15 protein-coding genes, 1 tRNA gene and 1 riboswitch are annotated in these 17494 nt (G+C 47.4%); of the genes, 4 read left to right on the plus strand and 12 right to left on the minus strand.

The features are described from left to right. Positions 1-15: 15 nt before the first annotated feature. Positions 16-109, minus strand: a riboswitch (cyclic di-GMP riboswitch). Positions 110-379: 270 nt separating this feature from the next. Next, the gene (locus ACAN56_RS12025) at positions 380-1060 is read right to left on the minus strand and encodes a TetR/AcrR family transcriptional regulator (protein ID WP_076110572.1); all 681 of its coding nucleotides are present in this window, start codon (positions 1058-1060) and stop codon (positions 380-382) included. A 301-nt stretch (positions 1061-1361) separates the two neighbouring features. Here ACAN56_RS12025 and ACAN56_RS12030 point away from each other — a divergent pair, with 301 nt between their 5' ends. Continuing rightward, positions 1362-2141, plus strand: coding sequence for an SDR family NAD(P)-dependent oxidoreductase (locus ACAN56_RS12030; protein WP_038589173.1), 780 nt, complete (start codon positions 1362-1364; stop codon positions 2139-2141). A 46-nt stretch (positions 2142-2187) separates the two neighbouring features. Continuing rightward, positions 2188-2553, plus strand: a complete 366-nt coding sequence (locus ACAN56_RS12035; protein ID WP_052091978.1) for a VOC family protein — start codon at positions 2188-2190, stop codon at positions 2551-2553. A 125-nt stretch (positions 2554-2678) separates the two neighbouring features. Here ACAN56_RS12035 and ACAN56_RS12040 read toward each other — a convergent pair whose 3' ends face one another. The 8 genes from ACAN56_RS12040 to ACAN56_RS12075 all read right to left on the minus strand — a co-directional run bounded on the left by ACAN56_RS12040 (position 2679) and on the right by ACAN56_RS12075 (position 11949). Then, on the minus strand, positions 2679-3911 hold the full coding sequence (locus ACAN56_RS12040; RefSeq protein ID WP_379143241.1) for an RICIN domain-containing protein: 1233 nt from the start codon (positions 3909-3911) through the stop codon (positions 2679-2681). Between the two features lie 427 nt (positions 3912-4338). Next, entirely contained in the window at positions 4339-6264 is a 1926-nt protein-coding gene (locus ACAN56_RS12045; protein WP_379143000.1) for an FtsX-like permease family protein, read from the minus strand. Continuing rightward, a complete protein-coding gene (locus ACAN56_RS12050; RefSeq protein ID WP_038589163.1) occupies positions 6251-7036 on the minus strand; it encodes an ABC transporter ATP-binding protein in 786 nt (261 codons plus the stop codon). Before ACAN56_RS12050 ends, ACAN56_RS12045 begins: the two co-directional genes overlap by 14 nt. Before the next feature lie 101 nt (positions 7037-7137). After that, positions 7138-8181: a sensor histidine kinase gene (locus tag ACAN56_RS12055; protein WP_038589159.1), complete on the minus strand. Its 1044-nt coding sequence runs from the start codon at positions 8179-8181 to the stop codon at positions 7138-7140. Further along, entirely contained in the window at positions 8178-8861 is a 684-nt protein-coding gene (locus ACAN56_RS12060; protein ID WP_038599269.1) for a response regulator transcription factor, read from the minus strand. The genes ACAN56_RS12055 and ACAN56_RS12060 overlap by 4 nt, the downstream gene beginning before the upstream one ends. A gap of 100 nt (positions 8862-8961) precedes the next feature. Continuing rightward, complete coding sequence (locus tag ACAN56_RS12065) at positions 8962-11040, minus strand: serine hydrolase domain-containing protein (protein WP_379143004.1); 2079 nt, start codon at positions 11038-11040, stop codon at positions 8962-8964. Positions 11041-11209: 169 nt separating this feature from the next. Then, complete coding sequence (locus ACAN56_RS12070) at positions 11210-11536, minus strand: carboxymuconolactone decarboxylase family protein (protein ID WP_379143006.1); 327 nt, start codon at positions 11534-11536, stop codon at positions 11210-11212. Positions 11537-11556: 20 nt separating this feature from the next. Further along, on the minus strand, positions 11557-11949 hold the full coding sequence (locus ACAN56_RS12075) for a tautomerase family protein (RefSeq protein ID WP_379143008.1): 393 nt from the start codon (positions 11947-11949) through the stop codon (positions 11557-11559). 110 nt (positions 11950-12059) lie between these two features. Between ACAN56_RS12075 and ACAN56_RS12080 the strand changes: the two genes are divergently transcribed. After that, positions 12060-12950 (plus strand): LysR family transcriptional regulator, encoded by an 891-nt coding sequence (locus ACAN56_RS12080; protein ID WP_379143010.1) that lies wholly within the window; start codon positions 12060-12062, stop codon positions 12948-12950. 302 nt (positions 12951-13252) lie between these two features. On the opposite strand, the gene ACAN56_RS12085 is transcribed toward ACAN56_RS12080, so the two are convergent. Both ACAN56_RS12085 and ACAN56_RS12090 read right to left on the minus strand, forming a co-directional pair. Then, positions 13253-13325 (minus strand) — tRNA-Lys (locus tag ACAN56_RS12085). Between the two features lie 144 nt (positions 13326-13469). After that, a complete protein-coding gene (locus ACAN56_RS12090; RefSeq protein WP_256718097.1) occupies positions 13470-14801 on the minus strand; it encodes an APC family permease in 1332 nt (443 codons plus the stop codon). Positions 14802-15106: 305 nt separating this feature from the next. Between ACAN56_RS12090 and ACAN56_RS12095 the strand changes: the two genes are divergently transcribed. Further along, positions 15107-16195 (plus strand): low temperature requirement protein A, encoded by a 1089-nt coding sequence (locus ACAN56_RS12095; protein WP_038589141.1) that lies wholly within the window; start codon positions 15107-15109, stop codon positions 16193-16195. A gap of 115 nt (positions 16196-16310) precedes the next feature. Here ACAN56_RS12095 and pyk read toward each other — a convergent pair whose 3' ends face one another. Beyond that, entirely contained in the window at positions 16311-17408 is a 1098-nt protein-coding gene (gene pyk, locus ACAN56_RS12100; protein WP_379143012.1) for a pyruvate kinase, read from the minus strand. Positions 17409-17494: the final 86 nt, after the last annotated feature.

Below are 17494 nucleotides of genomic sequence, written 5' to 3' on the forward strand. Positions count from 1 at the left end.
AAAAAACCAAGTGCCTTGAGCGGCCCGGCTGTCTTAACATCCTCCTTTGGATGAAGTAGACCCGTGGCTTTGCGTCTCCGACTTTCGTACGGATTTGCCTTTGTTTCAAACTCGGTTTTTCTGTCCCGTTATGGGTATGCAGGTGTGACTTTAGTTGTACAGGACTCTTTCTTTATCGGAATTTATCCCTATAAAATTAATAAGTCCTAGTTCTCCCTTACTTATATACCTTTTCCTTTTTTAGGAAATAGTCCTCGTTCTTCGGCATTTGTAAAGATTTAAAACAAATTTAGAAACAAAAAAACGGCATCTCTGCCGTTTTTTTGTGTTATAGACTCTCAGGATTCGAACCCAGGCCCTATATAAAGGATTTCACTAACTACTCCTGCTTTAAATGCTTGGCTGCGGCTGCAGGTGCAAACAGCGAGCTTGCAAGCAGAGCTACCGTTCCTTTATACACTGCGTGCGACGCTGCGACACTTCCTAAATGTCCTCCTATGTGCAGGTGAATCACTCCGTGAAGAGAGGACCAAATCGTACCTACAATAAATTCCGCATTTGAATCACCAGCAATTAGGCCTTGCTCTTGAGCGCTGACAATCACGGACAACAAGCGCCGCATAGCAGTAACAGTGCCTTTCATGCTCTGCTCATCCGGTTTGAAATCTGCAAATGCTCCCCCAAACATCAATTTATAGTAGCTGGTATAGCGCTGGCCAAATTCCCAATACACTTCTGCCAGATTAATTAAATACTGCTGCAGATCCTCTGACTGTGAAGCACTCTCAAATTCGCTCGAGAGTATTTTGCAGCCCTCCAGATATAATTGCTGGGCTAAACCTTCTTTATTAGCAAACAGACTGTAGATGATCTTGGTCGAGCAACCCATCTTCTGAGCTACTTTTCGCACGGTGACAGCTTCCGGCCCTTCTTCCTGAAGAATAAAGGCTGCTGCATCAACTACGAGTTGACGAAGACTAGCTGTGTTCTGTAAGCGGGCTTCCTGGTAGGTTGTCAGCTTTCTATTGCTTGCGTCAGCAAAATTATTAGGTTCATTCAACTTAATCGCCTTCTTTAGTTATGTTGTTATTCTCGGGAAACGCAGTTTCCAATCATATACCACGCATTCTATACAGTCGATTCCACAAAGTCAATCATACATGCACATATCTTCTTGCAAATTTTAAAAAAGAAGGTTTGACTTTCTCCAGCCAGCAGGTTACTATGATTTCAACAGGAAACACTGTTACCAACTAACAAGCTAATATTGCTTTGGGCACTACGTTTAAAGTAATTTTTTTCGCACAATCGGTAACATCGTTTCCTAACGAATACATCGTTTTAATAGGAGGAGTAATTTTATGAATATTCAAGGAAAATGGTCGCTAGTCACAGGTGCCTCTTCCGGCATTGGCGAACAATTTGCAATACAGCTGGCTAAACAAGGAAGCCATCTGGTTCTCGTAGCCAGATCTAAGAACAAACTCGATGACTTGGCAGCGGAACTCGAAAGAAGCTATAACATCAAAGTCAAAGTCATAGCTATGGATCTTACGGAAGCAAGTGCACCAAGCGAATTGTTCCAGCAATGCCAGCTGTTGAAACTTGAGATTGAGCTGCTGGTCAATAATGCCGGATTTGCCACTCATGGGAGGTTCGAGCAAATCTCAGGCCAGCGGCAGCATGAGGAGATTATGTTGAATGTTGCTGCCGTCGTAAATATGACTCATTTATTCTTGCCGGATATGCTGCGCAGAAGCTCTGGTACTGTGATCAATGTATCGTCCACCGCAGGATTTCAGCCGCTCCCCTATATGGCTGTGTATGGGGCAACCAAAGCTTTTGTCTTGTCCTTTACAGACGCATTATGGTGGGAGAATCGTGACCGTGGAGTCCAGTTCTTTGCACTTTGCCCCGGTTCTACAGATACAGCTTTCTTCACCGTCGTGGGGACAGAGGATGCTTCAGTCGGGAAGAAAGCAACTCCACAGCAGGTAGTTGAGACTGCGCTGCGCTCACTCGCGAAAAAGAAGATATACACAGTTCCAGGCTCGCAAAATTACCTCGGAGCACAGTTGTCCAGATTCGTTACCCGAAAGCAGAGTCTGCGGATTGTTGGAAACATGCTTGCCCCAAAATAGCGTATAATGAACAAAATAGAAAATCCACAAAAAGGGGATAGGATACATGATATTGAGCATGAATTGGATTACGCTCAGGGTGCGGGATCTGGAGGCATCCCTTAATTTTTATCACAGCATTCTGGGACTTCCGATTGACCGCAGATTTGAGAGCAGAGGAAGACAGATTGTTATGTTAGGCACGGAGGGGCAGCCCAAGATCGAGCTTATTCAGGGAAGCGACCCGGCTCTGAAGCCGGAATGCGGTGTGTCCATTGGGTTCGAGGTGGCGTCACTGGATGAGGCAATAGAGAGTTTCAAAAGCCAGGGTATCCCGGTAGCGCGTGGTCCGATCACGCCGAATCCACGCATATCGTTCTTTTATGTACTGGATCCGGACGGTTTCGAGGTACAGATTGCAGAGCACAGCTAAGCCTGTGTTTTCGTCTTTCCCCTATGGAGCAGAAGCAATAAAGCTGCACCCCGTCACAAGATTCATAAATTACCCGAAACGGGGCACGGCATTCGACAAATTTGCTTCAGTGTCCTGCTAGGGTGTTAGTTAACTTTGGTAAACAACCACTTCTGAGCATCAGTTCCATTGTCGGTCCATTGCTGGACCACTGCCCCATCTGCCGTAGAAGATCCGGATACGTCTATGGCCAATCCGCTCACTTTGGAAACAAGTTTGAAGTACCCGCCTCCCGCATCCACGATTCTCCACCGCTGGGCATTGGAACCATTATCGTCCCATTGCTGAAGCTGTACACCGGTGGAAGTACTTGAGTTTGGGACATCCAATACTTTTCCGCTATGCACTGCTGTAAGCTTGTAGTATCCGTCACCCGTACTCTCTACCTTGAATTTCTGGTTATTGGCAGTGTAATTGGTCCATTGCTGCATTTTAGCTCCACTTGCTGTGGAAACGTCCACTACATCCAGCGCCTTGCCGCTCGCCTTGTTTGTTAAGGTATAAATACTGCCGCTTTCGATGTTTGGCGAAGTGGACGCCTGATACACGCGTACATAATCAACCAGCATTTGTGCCGGGAATGGAGTTGAATTGTCGGGACTGCCCGGCCAATTTCCGCCCACGGCAAGATTGAGCAGTATAAAGAATGGCTTCTGGTATTCTTCCGTATTTCCAGTTCCGTTCTCAATATAGAAGGCATTATATTGGTTGCCGTCTACAAACCACTTAATATAATTTGCATCCCACTCAATGCTGTAGACATGGTACTGGGAAAAATCCAGATTGCCGGATACCTGTCCATACTCAGCATGTCCATTGGCATCCCAATGCACTGTGCCATTAACAAAGGCATTATTGTTTACACGTTCCATAATGTCGATTTCCCCGCACTGAGGCCAATGCGCCGAATCGATGTTCGTTCCAAGCATCCAAAATGCCGGCCATATCCCCTGCCCTGAGGGCAACTTGATTCTCGCTTCGATTTTTCCATAGGTAAAACTTTTTAATCCTTGTGTCTTTATCCTTGCAGAGGTGTAATTCTTTCCGCCATAGGATTCTTTTAGTGCAGTAATGACGAGATTCCCCCCGGTAACTTTCAAGTTCTGCGCACGGTTGGTGTAGTACTGCAGTTCATTGTTTCCCCCGCCATCGCCGTTAACTTCGGCAGACCAATTGCCAGTATTCAGAGAATTCCCGTCGAATTCGTCGCTCCATACCTGATTCCAGTTAGAAGCTGCATTTGAATGCCCAGCGGGTACTAAAGAAATCAAGAGTGTGAACAGAAGTAATAGAACCAGAACTTTTCCCCTTCTCAACATCATCTTTCCCTCCTCTTAAAATGAAAGTTTTAATAGGACGCAGGAAAACAGACGGTAACAGTCTACCCTTGATCAGCCCAGTAATATCACCTCACTTATTTTCTCTTATTTCAATGCACGGCGCGCGCTCCGCACATTTGAAACCCGGAATAGCCAGAGCATAAATAAGCGTTTTCCACACTGTATAGGTGCTGACACCTTTGGAGGGGGGGAGTCGAATCGGCTCAGACTATTGTTATTCCAACCGGTTTCGTATAATCGTATATAAACGCCTGTTGTCTTCGTTACAGGGGTAGTTTCACAGGAAAATATGTAAGCGCAAACATTTTGTATAAACCCATTATAAACCGGTTTCGGTTCATTAATCTACCTAAATTTTGTCCAATTTTCAAAAAAATAGTGGATATAATGTAGGAGCTCGCACAACTTAGCAGTCTTGATGCTGAGACATCTTCACAATCCGGCGATAATAAACAATAGTGAGCACAGCGAACAGAAAATAGATGAGCGTATATACCGACATGGCAATAGCTGCCGGGAAGGTGAGGTTAGATAAAGACAGCGCAGAAGCCGCTTTTACGGCGAAGATGGAATGCAAAAGCCCGATCGCAAGCGGGATCGCGAATACAAACATCTGCTTGCGGATAATGCCGCCCATGATCTCACGCTCTCCGAATCCGAGCTGCCACAGAATCGTATAGCTATCCCTCTCCTGCTCCGCCTCTGTCATCTGCTTGAAATACAGAATACTGCCCGTGGAGATCAGGAAGATCAGGCCAAGAAAACCTGCTATGAAAATGATCAGCCCGAATTTTCGGAGCGACCCTTTATAAAAGCTATCGAAATCGGGATTGCCACCCTCTTCCTTGACATATTTCGCATAGATGCCAGCTGCCGCTGCACGCTCATTCTTATCCGCAATCTGGTAGGTGTCGATGACAATGGCTTCATATGCAGGCGAAGATGGTATTTGCTCACGAATAGCCCTTATCGAGTCCAGCGGCATCACAAGCTGATGACCGTGTAAGCTGAAATTCATGGCATAGCGATCATTTCCCCGTGTTAATTGTATGTTGGCGTGAACCCCACTTGCCCCGAAATCAACAGCTTGTGGAAAAGTAACCGGAAACGGCTGCTTGCTTAGCGCCTTCTTGAGACCAGTGTACCAGACGGCCTCCCCCTGTCCTGGGACAATAATGTCTGCACCGCTTGCCTGCAATTGTTCTGCCGCGAGCAACAACAGGCTGCGTCCGTCCCCTTGCCCTTTACCGATCGTCCCAGGCAGCCGGACAGCCTCAACCGGTCGATGAGCAAACGCAATTCCGTCCTTCTCCAGCTCAACACGAAATGACTTCGCAGCCCGCTCATTATTGGCAAAGATAAAGTCGTAAGGCAGCATTGCTCTAGACTCACTCTCCGCCGAATAGTACAGCGAATAAGAGATGGCTACCATCGTCAGCGTCATCGCAGATAGAATGGTAATCAGAGTGAGCGAGTTCGCATTCCCCTTCATGCGATGCATGATCGGGGCTAGCGACAAACTGTTTTTTAGCCCAAGCTGTCCATCCTTCCCCTTTCGTATCCGGAAGAACAGCCAGCCTATCGTCACACGAAACAGCAAATAGGTCCCAAGTATGGTCGAGGCAAGAATCACAAGCACCTGCTGGAACAGATTCTGGCCGAGGGTTTGGCTGGAGAGCAGATAGCCTGTAACGATCAGTCCAATACCAAGCAGCCCCATCAAAGCGGACAGAACAGTCTTCGGCTCTCGCGGATAATCGCCCTGCTTGTCCGCCTTGAATAGATCGAGCAGCGTTGAGCGGTAAACCTTGAACAGCATTTGTACCATGGTAAGGCCGATAAGCACAGTAAATACGATGACGGTCTGCAAGGCGGCTCCACTCGAGAAAGAGAGGGTTACAACGCTTTCTATACCGATCAGTTTCATCAGAATAAGCATAAAAATCCGCGCCACAAGCGCTCCCCCAACTATTCCGATCAGGAGCGCCCCCATCCCCAGCAGCGCACTCTCCGTGATGAGCAACCTTGCTACCGCGCTGTGCGTCAGCCCCACCAGCTGATACAGCCCGATTTCCTTGCTGCGGCGTTTCAGAAAAATGCTGTTCGCGTAGATCATGAATACATCCACAATCGTGAGCACCAAAATTCCGGCCACATCAAACACCAAAGTAAATGAAATATCGCCGAATGATGCTGCCATTACCGATGAGTCATTCTGCAATGTGGCAAACACGAAATAAAGGGCTGTACTGAAAATTAGTGCAAAATAATATAAGTAGTAATTATTAATATTTTTCCGCACACCACGGATAATCAACTCAAACAGTGTCAATATGATCACCCCCGAGCACGGCCTGCACATTCAATATATCTTTGAAGAAAGCTTGCCGTGTCTTGCTGCCACGGTACAATTCGGAATACAGCATTCCGTCCTTCAAAAACACTACGCGGCTGCAATAGCTCGAGGCCACAGGATCATGAGTCACCATCATAATGGTAATATTGTGCTGCCCGTTAAGCTCCTCCAGCATTCCCAATAGAGAGGAGGCCGCCTTCGAATCCAAAGCACCAGTCGGCTCATCCGCAAATACGATGGAGGGCCGGTGGATTAATGCGCGTGCAGCTGACGTCCGTTGCCGCTGCCCCCCGGAAATTTCATTCGGATATTTATGGGCAATCTCCCCGATGCCAAGATCTGCAGCCATGGCCTGAAAATCAGCCTCCACCGCTGCTTTCTTCATCTTATCGAGGGAAAGGGGCAGCAGGATATTCTCTTTTACCGTCAACGTATCAAGTAAGTTGTAATCCTGAAAGATGAAGCCCAGCTTCCTGCGCCGAAAAGCAGACAATTCGGTGTTTTTCATAATCGAGACATCCGTATCTTCGACGAGAATTTTGCCTTCCGTCGCTTTATCAATGGTCGCCAACACTTTGATCAAAGTCGACTTCCCCGACCCGGACGGCCCCATGATTCCGACAAACTCACCTTCCACTACACGCAGGTTGATGCCCTTCAGCACCTGCTGAACATTTCCCCTGACACCAAATGATTTACGGACTTCCTGCGCATGCAGTACGGTTCTCAGCCCATTGTTTTGATTCATCTCCATAGCCTCCACTCTGATATAACCTTCATTTTAGAGAAACAGGCCATGCCCGTCGCCCGTATCAGATGACAAGCAGGAGGTTCTACGTGACAATATTATCATATTGAAGTCCGGACAGATTCGAACGCATTGATCGCGGTGAAGGTCATCTGCATGGCCGTTCCTGATTGGGGCTCCGACTCTACCGTTAACCTAATCCCGATTTTGTCGGCAACAGTTTGAGCTAAATAGAGCCCCAGTCCAGTTGCCGCATTTTGCAGTCTGCCGTTCCCTCCGGTGAAGCCTTTATCGAAAATACGCGGCAAGTCATGTGCGGCGATGCCCGGTCCTTCATCTCTAATCGTCAGTCTGACAGGCCCATCCTCAGTGGCTGTAGTAGACAGCACAATCATTCCGCCGTCCGGGCTATATTTAACCGCATTCGTCAATATTTGCCTAATAATAAAACGGCACCATTTGCGGTCCGTTCTAACTAAAGTCTCTTCGCCTTCAAACTCAACAGCTATATTTTTCTCCATACACCAGGAGCTAAGCTCACGTACTTCCAGTGCAGCAAGCCGCTGAATTCCCGTCTGTTCCAACACATAATCAGCTTCAAGTGTCGGCAAACGCGAAATGTATAATTGCTGGTCGATGAGTAAATGAATCCGCAGCCATTCCGATTCGATTTTACGCATCGCCGGATGGTCTCTGTTGGTATCGATGGTTAATTTCACTGCAGTCAGCGGCGTCTTTACCTCATGCACCCAGGCAGCGATATAATCCTGCTCCATAGATCGGGCAGAATGGCTCTTCGATATTTTATGCCAGTACCAGTGGTCCACTGCCCGTAAGAGCTGGTTCGTCGCTTCCTCCTGATACAAATAAGTTGACGGCAAGGTTTCAACCCAATCCTCATGGATCCCTTCAGCCAGTTCAACCAGCGCTCGCGGATACCTCGTTTCTTTGCGAAAACGCCACCCAAGGAAAACGATCATCGCCAGAATTAGCAGCAGGTTTAAATAGAGCATCGAATTGCCCCGGATGGAAATACCATTATCGATCCAGATCAGCAAATCTACAAATAACAATGAGAGCAGGAAGAACACAATCCAGCTTTTCCTGTCATACAGATAGCGGAGGAATAAACGTTTCCCGCTCATAACGTACACGCCATATATCCAAGCCCTTTTTTTGTTACAATTGCTTCTTCCAGTTGGAAAAGCGCCAGCTTTTGACGCAGCCGCGTTATGTTCGCTGTCAGCGTATTGTCGTTGACGAAGGTCTCATCATCCCACAGCTTGCGGATCAGATCCTGGCGTAAAATCACTTTATCCTTCTCCTTGACGAGCACCACCAGAATAAAAAATTCGTTCTTGGTCAATAACACGTCCTGCCCATCCTTGCGGATCAGGCCACGCTTCATATCAATAATGGTGCCGTTCCATTCGATAAGGTCATCAGCTTCCTCTCTGTAAGCATAGGTCCGGCGGAGAATCGCTTGTATTTGCGCGAGCAGCACGTCTATATGAAACGGCTTTTGAATATAATCGTCCGCCCCCATATTCATCGCCATCACCATATCCAGCGGATGATCGCGCGAAGATAGAAAGAGAATCGGCACTTTTGACACTGCCCGAATCTCCCGGCACCAGTGAAAACCATCATACATTGGAAGTTGTATATCTATGATGACCAGCTGGGGCTGCACTTTAATGTAGGTGCTCATCACATCATCAAATCGCTCCGGTCCCGTGACATGAAACGACCACTGCTCCAATCGTTCCTTTAAGGAAGCAAAAATGGCCTCATCATCTTCGATAATAAATATATTAAAATCCATATCGGCGAACTCCCTTCCGGCTGTTGCTCCTTCATCATACCATTCCGTGCTTCCATACAAAAAGGGGAGGCAAATGAATCGCCCCCCCACTGTAATGAACTTATTGCGGAAGCAGCATCGTGAACAGCAAAGCCGCCAGTTCCTGCTTGTTCAACGCCCGCTGAGAGCCGTAATCGAACATGCCGTTCGACTCGGTCACCTCCGGTCCATGCAGCTTCCAGATGACCGCAGAGCTGACAGCATCGGCAGCCCATTTCGACGTGCCCGGTGCAAGGACAGCCGTGGAATCCGGCACCCTAATTCCCGTAAGTAAGCGGTAGACGATAGCCGCAGCTTCTTCGCGAAGAATCGGACGGTCCGGTTCGAACAATCCGTTCCCCGTTCCATTCAGCATACCAGCCTCGACAGCGGCTTGAATATCCTTTCGGTAGGGAGAATTTTCAGTATCCTTGAATGCGGACGGGTTTGAAGATTCAGGGATACTCCATATCGCGTTAAATGTATGGATGAACGCTCCACGGGTGACCGTTTGCGTAGGCTCAAATGGCTGTGACAAATCTTCCGTTAAGAAGCCCAGTGACTTTAAGCTAAGAATGTAGCTGGCATACGGATGATCGGCCGATACATCCGGGAATTCGGCTGGATCCTCCGGTATTTTGGCCGCATAGCTGAATAAATTAGAGTATTTCATATAGAGGATACGGCCCTCGGCATCCGCCTTGAAGGCTAGAGGATTCCCCTCCTCATCAACGAACAGCAGCTCGCCGGTCTGCTTCAACTGGTGACGGCTGAACATATCGCTCACCATTAGAGTGCCATCTCCTGCCACTTCGACTTTGGTCAACAGTTTAATCCGCAAATCGGAGTACAGGCCTTCAAACTTGGCAAGGTCTTCCGCGGACTGTACCTTGAAACCCTTCGCTTCATACGGCGATTTGCCACTCGCATAATAATGATTCATAAAAGCGGTAAACAGATCATTACGCAAATCCTGATTCGTATTGTAAGAAACGAAAACACCCGTTTTACGGTCAGGCAGAATCCATAGCAGCGAACTATAGCCCAGAATGTCGCCACCTTTGGAGATCACTGTTTCACCCTTCGTTTTGGCCGGAAGCACGGGTGACTCAAAGCCATATGTCATATCCGGCAAATCCGGATGGATGGCTATCTGATAAGCCGACATCGCCTTCACCGATTCAGGTGACAGGATAACCGTGCCGTCCGCCGCACGGCCATCATTCAGAAAAGCTTTCATAAACAATGCCATATCGGAGGCGGTCGATAACATGCTGCCCTCCGGCCATTCACCCGGCGAAAAACCATACACCGGAATAGCATTGCCCTCCGCATCATAAGAAGTTACAAGCCGGCGGGTCAAATCTTTGGTCATGCTAAAGCTGCTTGAAGTCATACCGAGCGGCTTAAACAGATGTTTTTGCACATAACTCCCGAAGGATTCTCCACTTACCTTCTGCACAATGTATCCTTGCAGCCTGGAAGCAAAATTATCGTACATATAGGACGTTCCCGGCTTGCGAACAACAGGTGGGAACACATCGTAGATGCTTTCTTTTAATGAAATAGGTTTCTGGGAAGGGTCAAATAAATAGCTGGCATCCGTAGGTTCGCGTACTTCAAAACCGGTCGTATGCGTCAACAGATGCTCTATCGTTACCGGTGTATCGAAGGGATTTGTTACTTTGTAACCATCCAGGTACTTTTCAATGTTGTCCTGAAGCGAAATTTTCCCTTGATCGACAAGTTGCATAATAGCTGCGGCTGTAAATACTTTAGAAACGGAGCCGATCCGGAAGGTACCCAGGTTAGCATCAACCCGTGCCTTCGACGTTTTGTCAGCTACGCCGTAACCTTTGGAGACGAGCACCTTCCCGTCTTGAACAACAGAGACCGCAGCCGATCCGGCTTTTTGCTTGATGGCATCCTGGGCAAAAAATGCGTCAAGAAACGCCTCAACTTCCTTCGCATCACGGGGCCCGTTTTTTAAATCTCCCGGGGCAGCGCTGCTGAGTGCGGCAACTTGTTGGACCGAGGCTAAATGATCTGATGGCTCAGACGGCTGAGCATACGCGCTTGCTTCACCGGCAAGAGTCAGCATTAGTAGAGCGGCCAGCATGCCGGACGTGCGGCGGGTTTTGTTATTCTTATTCTTACTCAACGAAAATCCTCTCCTTGCTTCCCTTAAATTTGGGCTTAACCCAAGTCAGATCGAACAGGCAGTTCCAACCAACACATTAATTGTATGGTTAAGCGCAAACCCTGTCGTTCGATCCAGGTGATAAGCAGGAGGGGGTTTGTTACATTGTTGTCACTTTGGGAATCACTTTCTAGTTTTCTTGGAAAATATCCTTAGCCACCTGTATCGCAGATGCGGCGCGCGGCCACCCCGCGTAAAAAGCGAGATGAGTTATCGCTTCGATCAATTCTTCCTCGGATAGACCGTTCTCCCGGGCCAGACGGATATGAAAGGGCAACTGCTCGGTAAGTCCACCAGCGACTAACGCCGATACCGTAAGGAGACTGCGTTCCCGCAGCGATAATTGCTCTCTCCGCCATACCTCCTCGAAGAGCACTTCTTCCGAATAGCGGGCAAACGCTGGGGCAATCTCCCCAAAGGTTTCAAGGGCTTTCGATGCAATTTTACGATGCTTCATTCCAATCCCCTCCTTTCCTTCTATGGACGTTCAATCATTTGTGCGATGCCACTACCAAACGTCCAGTCCTCAAATTCCGTATCGACCAGCATGACGAAGACGTCTTCTTTCCTGATGTGGAGGGTGTTCGACAACAGTTGAGCCAACTTGCTGTAAAAACTCTTTTTTTGCTCCGTGCTTCTTCCGGATTTGAGCGTGATTTGAATAAAGAGCAGTCCATCCGTTCGCTCTATGTTCAAGTAATTCGGACTATAGTAAAACTCACTTGCTTTGTGTGCATGAAATACTTGAAAAAAATCATCCTCAGGTACGTTAAAATGCTCAACTAGAGCACTCATGATATCACGGCTAATAATGGGTAATTGCTCCGCATCGTATTTATTTTCCATGTAACTTACCCTGACGAATGGCATGTTCACTTCACTCCTTTAGCGATTTATCCTTATTGTACTCCCCATCACTTATTCTGTATAATTGAATTAAATGATATAAAAATTCAATTTTTCCGATGGAGATATAGACTATGGACTTAAAGGAACTCACTACATTTCAGACTATCCTTCAAGAAGGAAACTTCTCCAAAGCCGCTGCAAAACTGAACTACGCACAATCTACGATTACGAACCAGGTTCAGCGGCTGGAGAAGGAACTGGGCATCAAGCTTTTCAAACGAGGCTGGGATTCAGAGCTTACCGCTGCCGGGCAAATAGTTGCAACAGAGATCGACAAGCTGATTCAACATTGGAACTATGTAGCAGAACAGGCCAAAGCTTTGCAAAAAGAGGAGATCGGCACTCTAAGTATCGGAGGACTGGAATCATTAACAGAACAGGTACTGCCAAACTCGCTGAAGCGGTTCCGAGACTATAAGCCCAATGTATCCTGCCACTTCGTAATCGGGAACACAGCCTCTCTGTCCCGTTCACTGCTTCAGAATGTATTGGACTTTGCCATATGCGGAGAACCTGCCGAAGCGGTTTCGTTTCACTTTGAGCCATTGTACAACGAGCGTATCTCGTTCATCGCAGTGCACAACCATCCTCTGGTGGGGAGAGACAGAGTCCCTTTTGAAGAATTACTGGGTTATCCAATCATATCCGGGGGAACTACCTGTTTATATTATTCGCGGTTATCGAAGCAATTTTCCCGTTACACTGAAACTCCTTTTCTGTATACAGTAAGTCAAATCTCAGCCATTGCAGGGTTCGTCCGGCAAATCCCTTCCTCCATAGGAGCCGTTCTCGATTCTACGCCATTACCGCCAAATGTTGTGAGAATCCAAGTTGAACTGAAGGATTCCGCCATTCCGGTCGGCCTGCTGCAAGCACGCAATGATGAGTATATCTCCTCTTCCAAGAAGCTTTTGATGCAATATATAAAAGAAGAACTGGAGCATGATCGACGCCGAAATTAAACGCAAAAAAACACGTCAATATTTGACGTGTTTGGTGCGCTTGTCCGATAAGAGCAAGAGCTTTGGAGTCGCTTTGTATGTGCCGACCGCCCTGGTCCAAAGGATGCGGTCTATCTCTGCCCGTAATACCTTAAAGCCGCCGCCCTTAAAAGCGGCTATTGCCTAGAGAGTCGTGTTGACGCACGGCTCTCTCTGCATTGTACGTCTTTTCTATCCAAACTATACCACGATTCAAACCAAATAAAAGCCACTCCGCTACCCGAACAGCAGAAAAAACGGCATCTCTGCCGTTTCTTCTGTGATGGACTCTCAGGGACTCGAACCCTGGACCAATTGATTAAGAGTCAACTGCTCTACCAACTGAGCTAAGAGTCCAAATAGATGTCTAATTATTCGAATTCCACTAGACTGGTATCTTTCAAAAAAAGAAATCATCTTCAAAAGACGCTTTAATATCATATAACTTTATATTGCTTATGTCAAGAAAATAATTACTCGAGTTCTTTCATTATTTTAAAACTACCGGTTTTTGCGGGACAGCACATAGTAGACCGGGAGTCCGGCCAGCGTAATGCCGATACCCACAAGGGAACGCAGCGGATCACTGACAATCGTACTGGCCAGAATATAGATCCCGCCTGCCACCCCTAGGATAGGGGTAACCGGGTAGAGTGGCACACGGTAACGTCCTTTCTCCTGCGGCAGTTTTTTACGCAAGATGAACACACCAAACACACCCATTGTAAAGAAAATCCACAACACAAACACCAGCAAATCCGTCAGCGTATTAAAGGTGCCCGAGAAAATATAGATGACCGCCAGCACACTTTGAAAAATGAGCGCATTGGCTGGAGTCTGGAACTTGGGATGGATACTTCGGAGTACCCGGGAAAAAGGAATCTGATTCTTCTCCCCCATTGCCTGAGGCACCCGCGCCGCGGTCATTAAATACCCGTTCAGCGCACCAAGTACAGACACGATAATCCCCGCAGTAATGAAAGCCCCGCCGCCGCTGCCAAACAAAGCCTCGGCTGCATCAGCCCCAGGAGTCTGAGAAGAAATGATCTGATCGTAAGGCAGCGCCTTGAAAATTGCAATATTGAACAACACATAAACGGCGATCACGAACATCACACCAATGGAGATGACCTTCGGCAGGGTCTTGGCCGGATCTTTGATTTCTCCTGCCATATTGGTCACGCTGATCCAACCGTCATAGGCCCATAATGTGCCCAGAACCGCCGCCCCAAAGCCTGCACCGGTCGCAGTAGCTCCAATCCCTCCAAAGCCGGGAGCCAAATCCGAGAATAAACCTACTCCTACGATACCTGCAACCGGAATCAGCTTCCCAACAGTCGCAACCGTCTGAATAATACCGCCGAATTTGGTGGCAATGACGTTCATGAGGAGAATGAATGCCAGAATGGACACCGCCAGCAGCTTCTGCTGCCATTGATTGAGCGGCAAAAAGTAGCCGGAGTATGTGGCAAACGCTATCGCCAGCGCCGCAACAGAGGCCGGATAGGAGATTACAGCCTGCACCCAACCCAGCAAATAGCCGAATACCCCGCCGTACAGTTCACCTAGATAAGTATAGAGTCCTCCTGACTTAGGAATGGCGGCTGCGATTTCCGCCACGCTCAGCGCCGAAGCCAGCGTAATGATTCCTCCAATCCCCCAGGCCAAAATACTCATCCATGGCGTACCGGCATGATTCAGCACAATACCCGGCTTCAGAAAAATCCCCGATCCGATGATCATCCCCACCACAATGGCCAGAGCTTCAATGAATGTTACAGTTTTTGTTAGCGGCTTCGTATTCATAGTGAAATTAAAAGTCCTTCCTGTCACGAAATTATAGATCTCCCGGTTGTATTATATGTATTGGGGAACCGCAGCAGCTTCACCGGTTCATCCGGGTTTACGCGAAAATCACATATATATAGTTTACGATATAACAGCAAAAAACACATCACGAAACCGCAAGGTGTATAAGGAATTTATCGGGAATTACGTATGCTGATTCTTCTAATAACGGATACGCTAAAGGGTCTAAATATTTGCTTATTTTTTAAGTAATTCTGTGCTAATATATTCTGATGAAACGTCACCAGTCTCCACACCTATTCTGCAGAATCTGAGGGGGCTTCCTAACAATGCATGAGAAAAAGGTTTCTTGGCTAGAGCTTTTTTACGATTTGTTATTTGTAGCTGCTGTTTCCAAAGCTACCCATGTATTACTGCATGTCGAGCATAACAGTATTTCCGTTGAGCATCTGGTGAAATTCATCCTGATTTTCGTTCCGATTTGGTGGGCTTGGGTAGGGCAATCCGTATACATCAACCGATTCGGCCGTGACAGCAATGCGCAACGGCTCTTTATGATCGTGCAGCTGTTTTTTGTTTTGATCATGACCGCTAGTCTTGATGTGGACTTTGATGCGAATTATTTGCCGTTTTTTGTCGGATATATCGGTTTAAGGAGCTTAACCGCCGTCCAGTATGTGCTCTCTTCGCGGACAGAGGCTGCACATAAGCAGAAAACAGCCCGATTCTTAGGAGCCTCCTTTGGGCTGGGGATCGTTATCTCCTGCGTTTCCCTCTTTTTTGACTCCTCAGTACGGTATTTGTTTCTATATGCAGGCATTGCTGTGGACATTATTGTACCTCTGCTCGGACGAAAGATTTTGGTCAAGACGCCTATTCATACTGCGCATTTATTAGAACGATTTGCGTTGTTCACCCTGATTCTGCTTGGTGAGTCGGTAGTCAGCATGCTGTCTGTCCTGCAATCCTATAAATTCACAGGATCTTCTGTTTTATTTGCAGCCCTGGCTTTTTTATTAGTGATAGCCATCTGGTGGCAATACTTCGAGAATGTGGAGAAGCACGTAGACAAATCGAAACAAACAGCAGGACAGAGCCTCATATATGGGCATTTGTTTATTTATTTTTCACTCAGTATGATTGCCGCTTCCATACAACTTCTCTTTATAGATCAATTGGAGTACGTCTTTATGCTTTGTTTTGCCTTTGGCTCTGTGCTGATCTATTATATTTCCGTGATGTTCATACTCTATCAGTACAAATTCAATCATCTTAGACCCAGCTTCACCGTTGTTACTCTGTTAACCGGCATTCTTTGTGCCCTGTTTACCCTGGACCTATTTATAGCGGCCTCTCCACATCTTATATTAGGCGAGTTGATGTTGTTCTTCATCATATTTGCCAAAGCAACGGCTTGAAGTAGGTTATCACTAAACGGCGGTTGAGCGAAAACACAAAGCAGCGAATCTCCAATAACCGGGAGACCCGCTGCTTAGTTCGCCTTCGGATTCTCGGGACGATTTCCGCCAGCCGCTATTTATTTATGTGTCCCTTATACAGATTATCAAATAGGGACTCGGAGCAAATCTCCTCCAGTGAAAAACCGTTTTTCCCTTGCTCTCGCATGTTCTCTGCAAATTTGGCTACCGTATTCAGGGCTCTTGTGCTCTGCACAGGATAATGACCAACCGAGCTCTCAGCTGACAGCATCACGGCATCGCTCCCGTCCATTACGGCCTGAGAGACATCTGTTACCTCTGCGCGCGTCGGAACCGGATGATCGACCATGGATTGCAGCATTTGGGTGGCCGTAATTACATAGGTCTTCGACAGGCTGCACTCGCGAAGAATCGCTTTCTGAATAAAGGGGATACGTTCAAAAGGCAGCTCCACGCCAAGATCTCCGCGCGCAATCATGATTCCCTCGGAGGCCTCCATGATGGATGGAAAGTTACGCACGGCATGAATAGTTTCGATTTTAGAAATAAGGCCAGGTTGACTATATTTCCCCAGTGAAGCTACATACTCTCGAATTTCCTCCAAATGCGACGCCTCACGGATGAAGGAACACGCAATCCAATCCACATGATGCTCCAGCAGAAACTGAAGATCCCGTTTGTCTTTTTCCGTAATGGCCGGCAAGTGAAGTACCGTTCCTGGAAGATTAACGCCTTTTCGGCTGCCGATCATTCCACCGACTATAACCCTTGTAGTGATCCTAGACGGATGCTTGTCCGTCACCTCAAGCTTGACTTCCCCGTCATTGATTAAAATAGTCGCTCCTTGTAAAATATCTTCCATTACACCAGGATTATCGAGCGCTGCGCGTTCCCGGCTCCCCGGTTCATCAGACTGGTCAAGGATAAACGTTTGGCCCTCATCTAAGCGAATCGCGTCCCCTTTTACGTTCTTCAGACGGATTTTCGGTCCCTGCAAGTCACCCATTATCCGTACGGGCTGTCCCGATTCGGCAGCTGCTGCACGCAAAGCTTCGATTACCCGCTCATGCTCTTCATGGCTCCCGTGCGACATATTGAGCCGGGCAGTCGTCATCCCGCTCAGCAGCAATTCCTTGAGAACAGCAGGAGAAGAACTAGCCGGACCTATCGTGCAGATCAAATCAATACTCATGTGAACTCACCTCTCATACTTGATTGGCTTCCCTGTCTTTTCCTTTAGTTTGCATTGTTCGTTTAATCTAACTAAACTATACATGA

Origin of the sequence: Paenibacillus paludis (genome assembly GCF_042610515.1) — a bacterium.
Taxonomy (GTDB): domain Bacteria; phylum Bacillota; class Bacilli; order Paenibacillales; family Paenibacillaceae; genus Paenibacillus_AQ.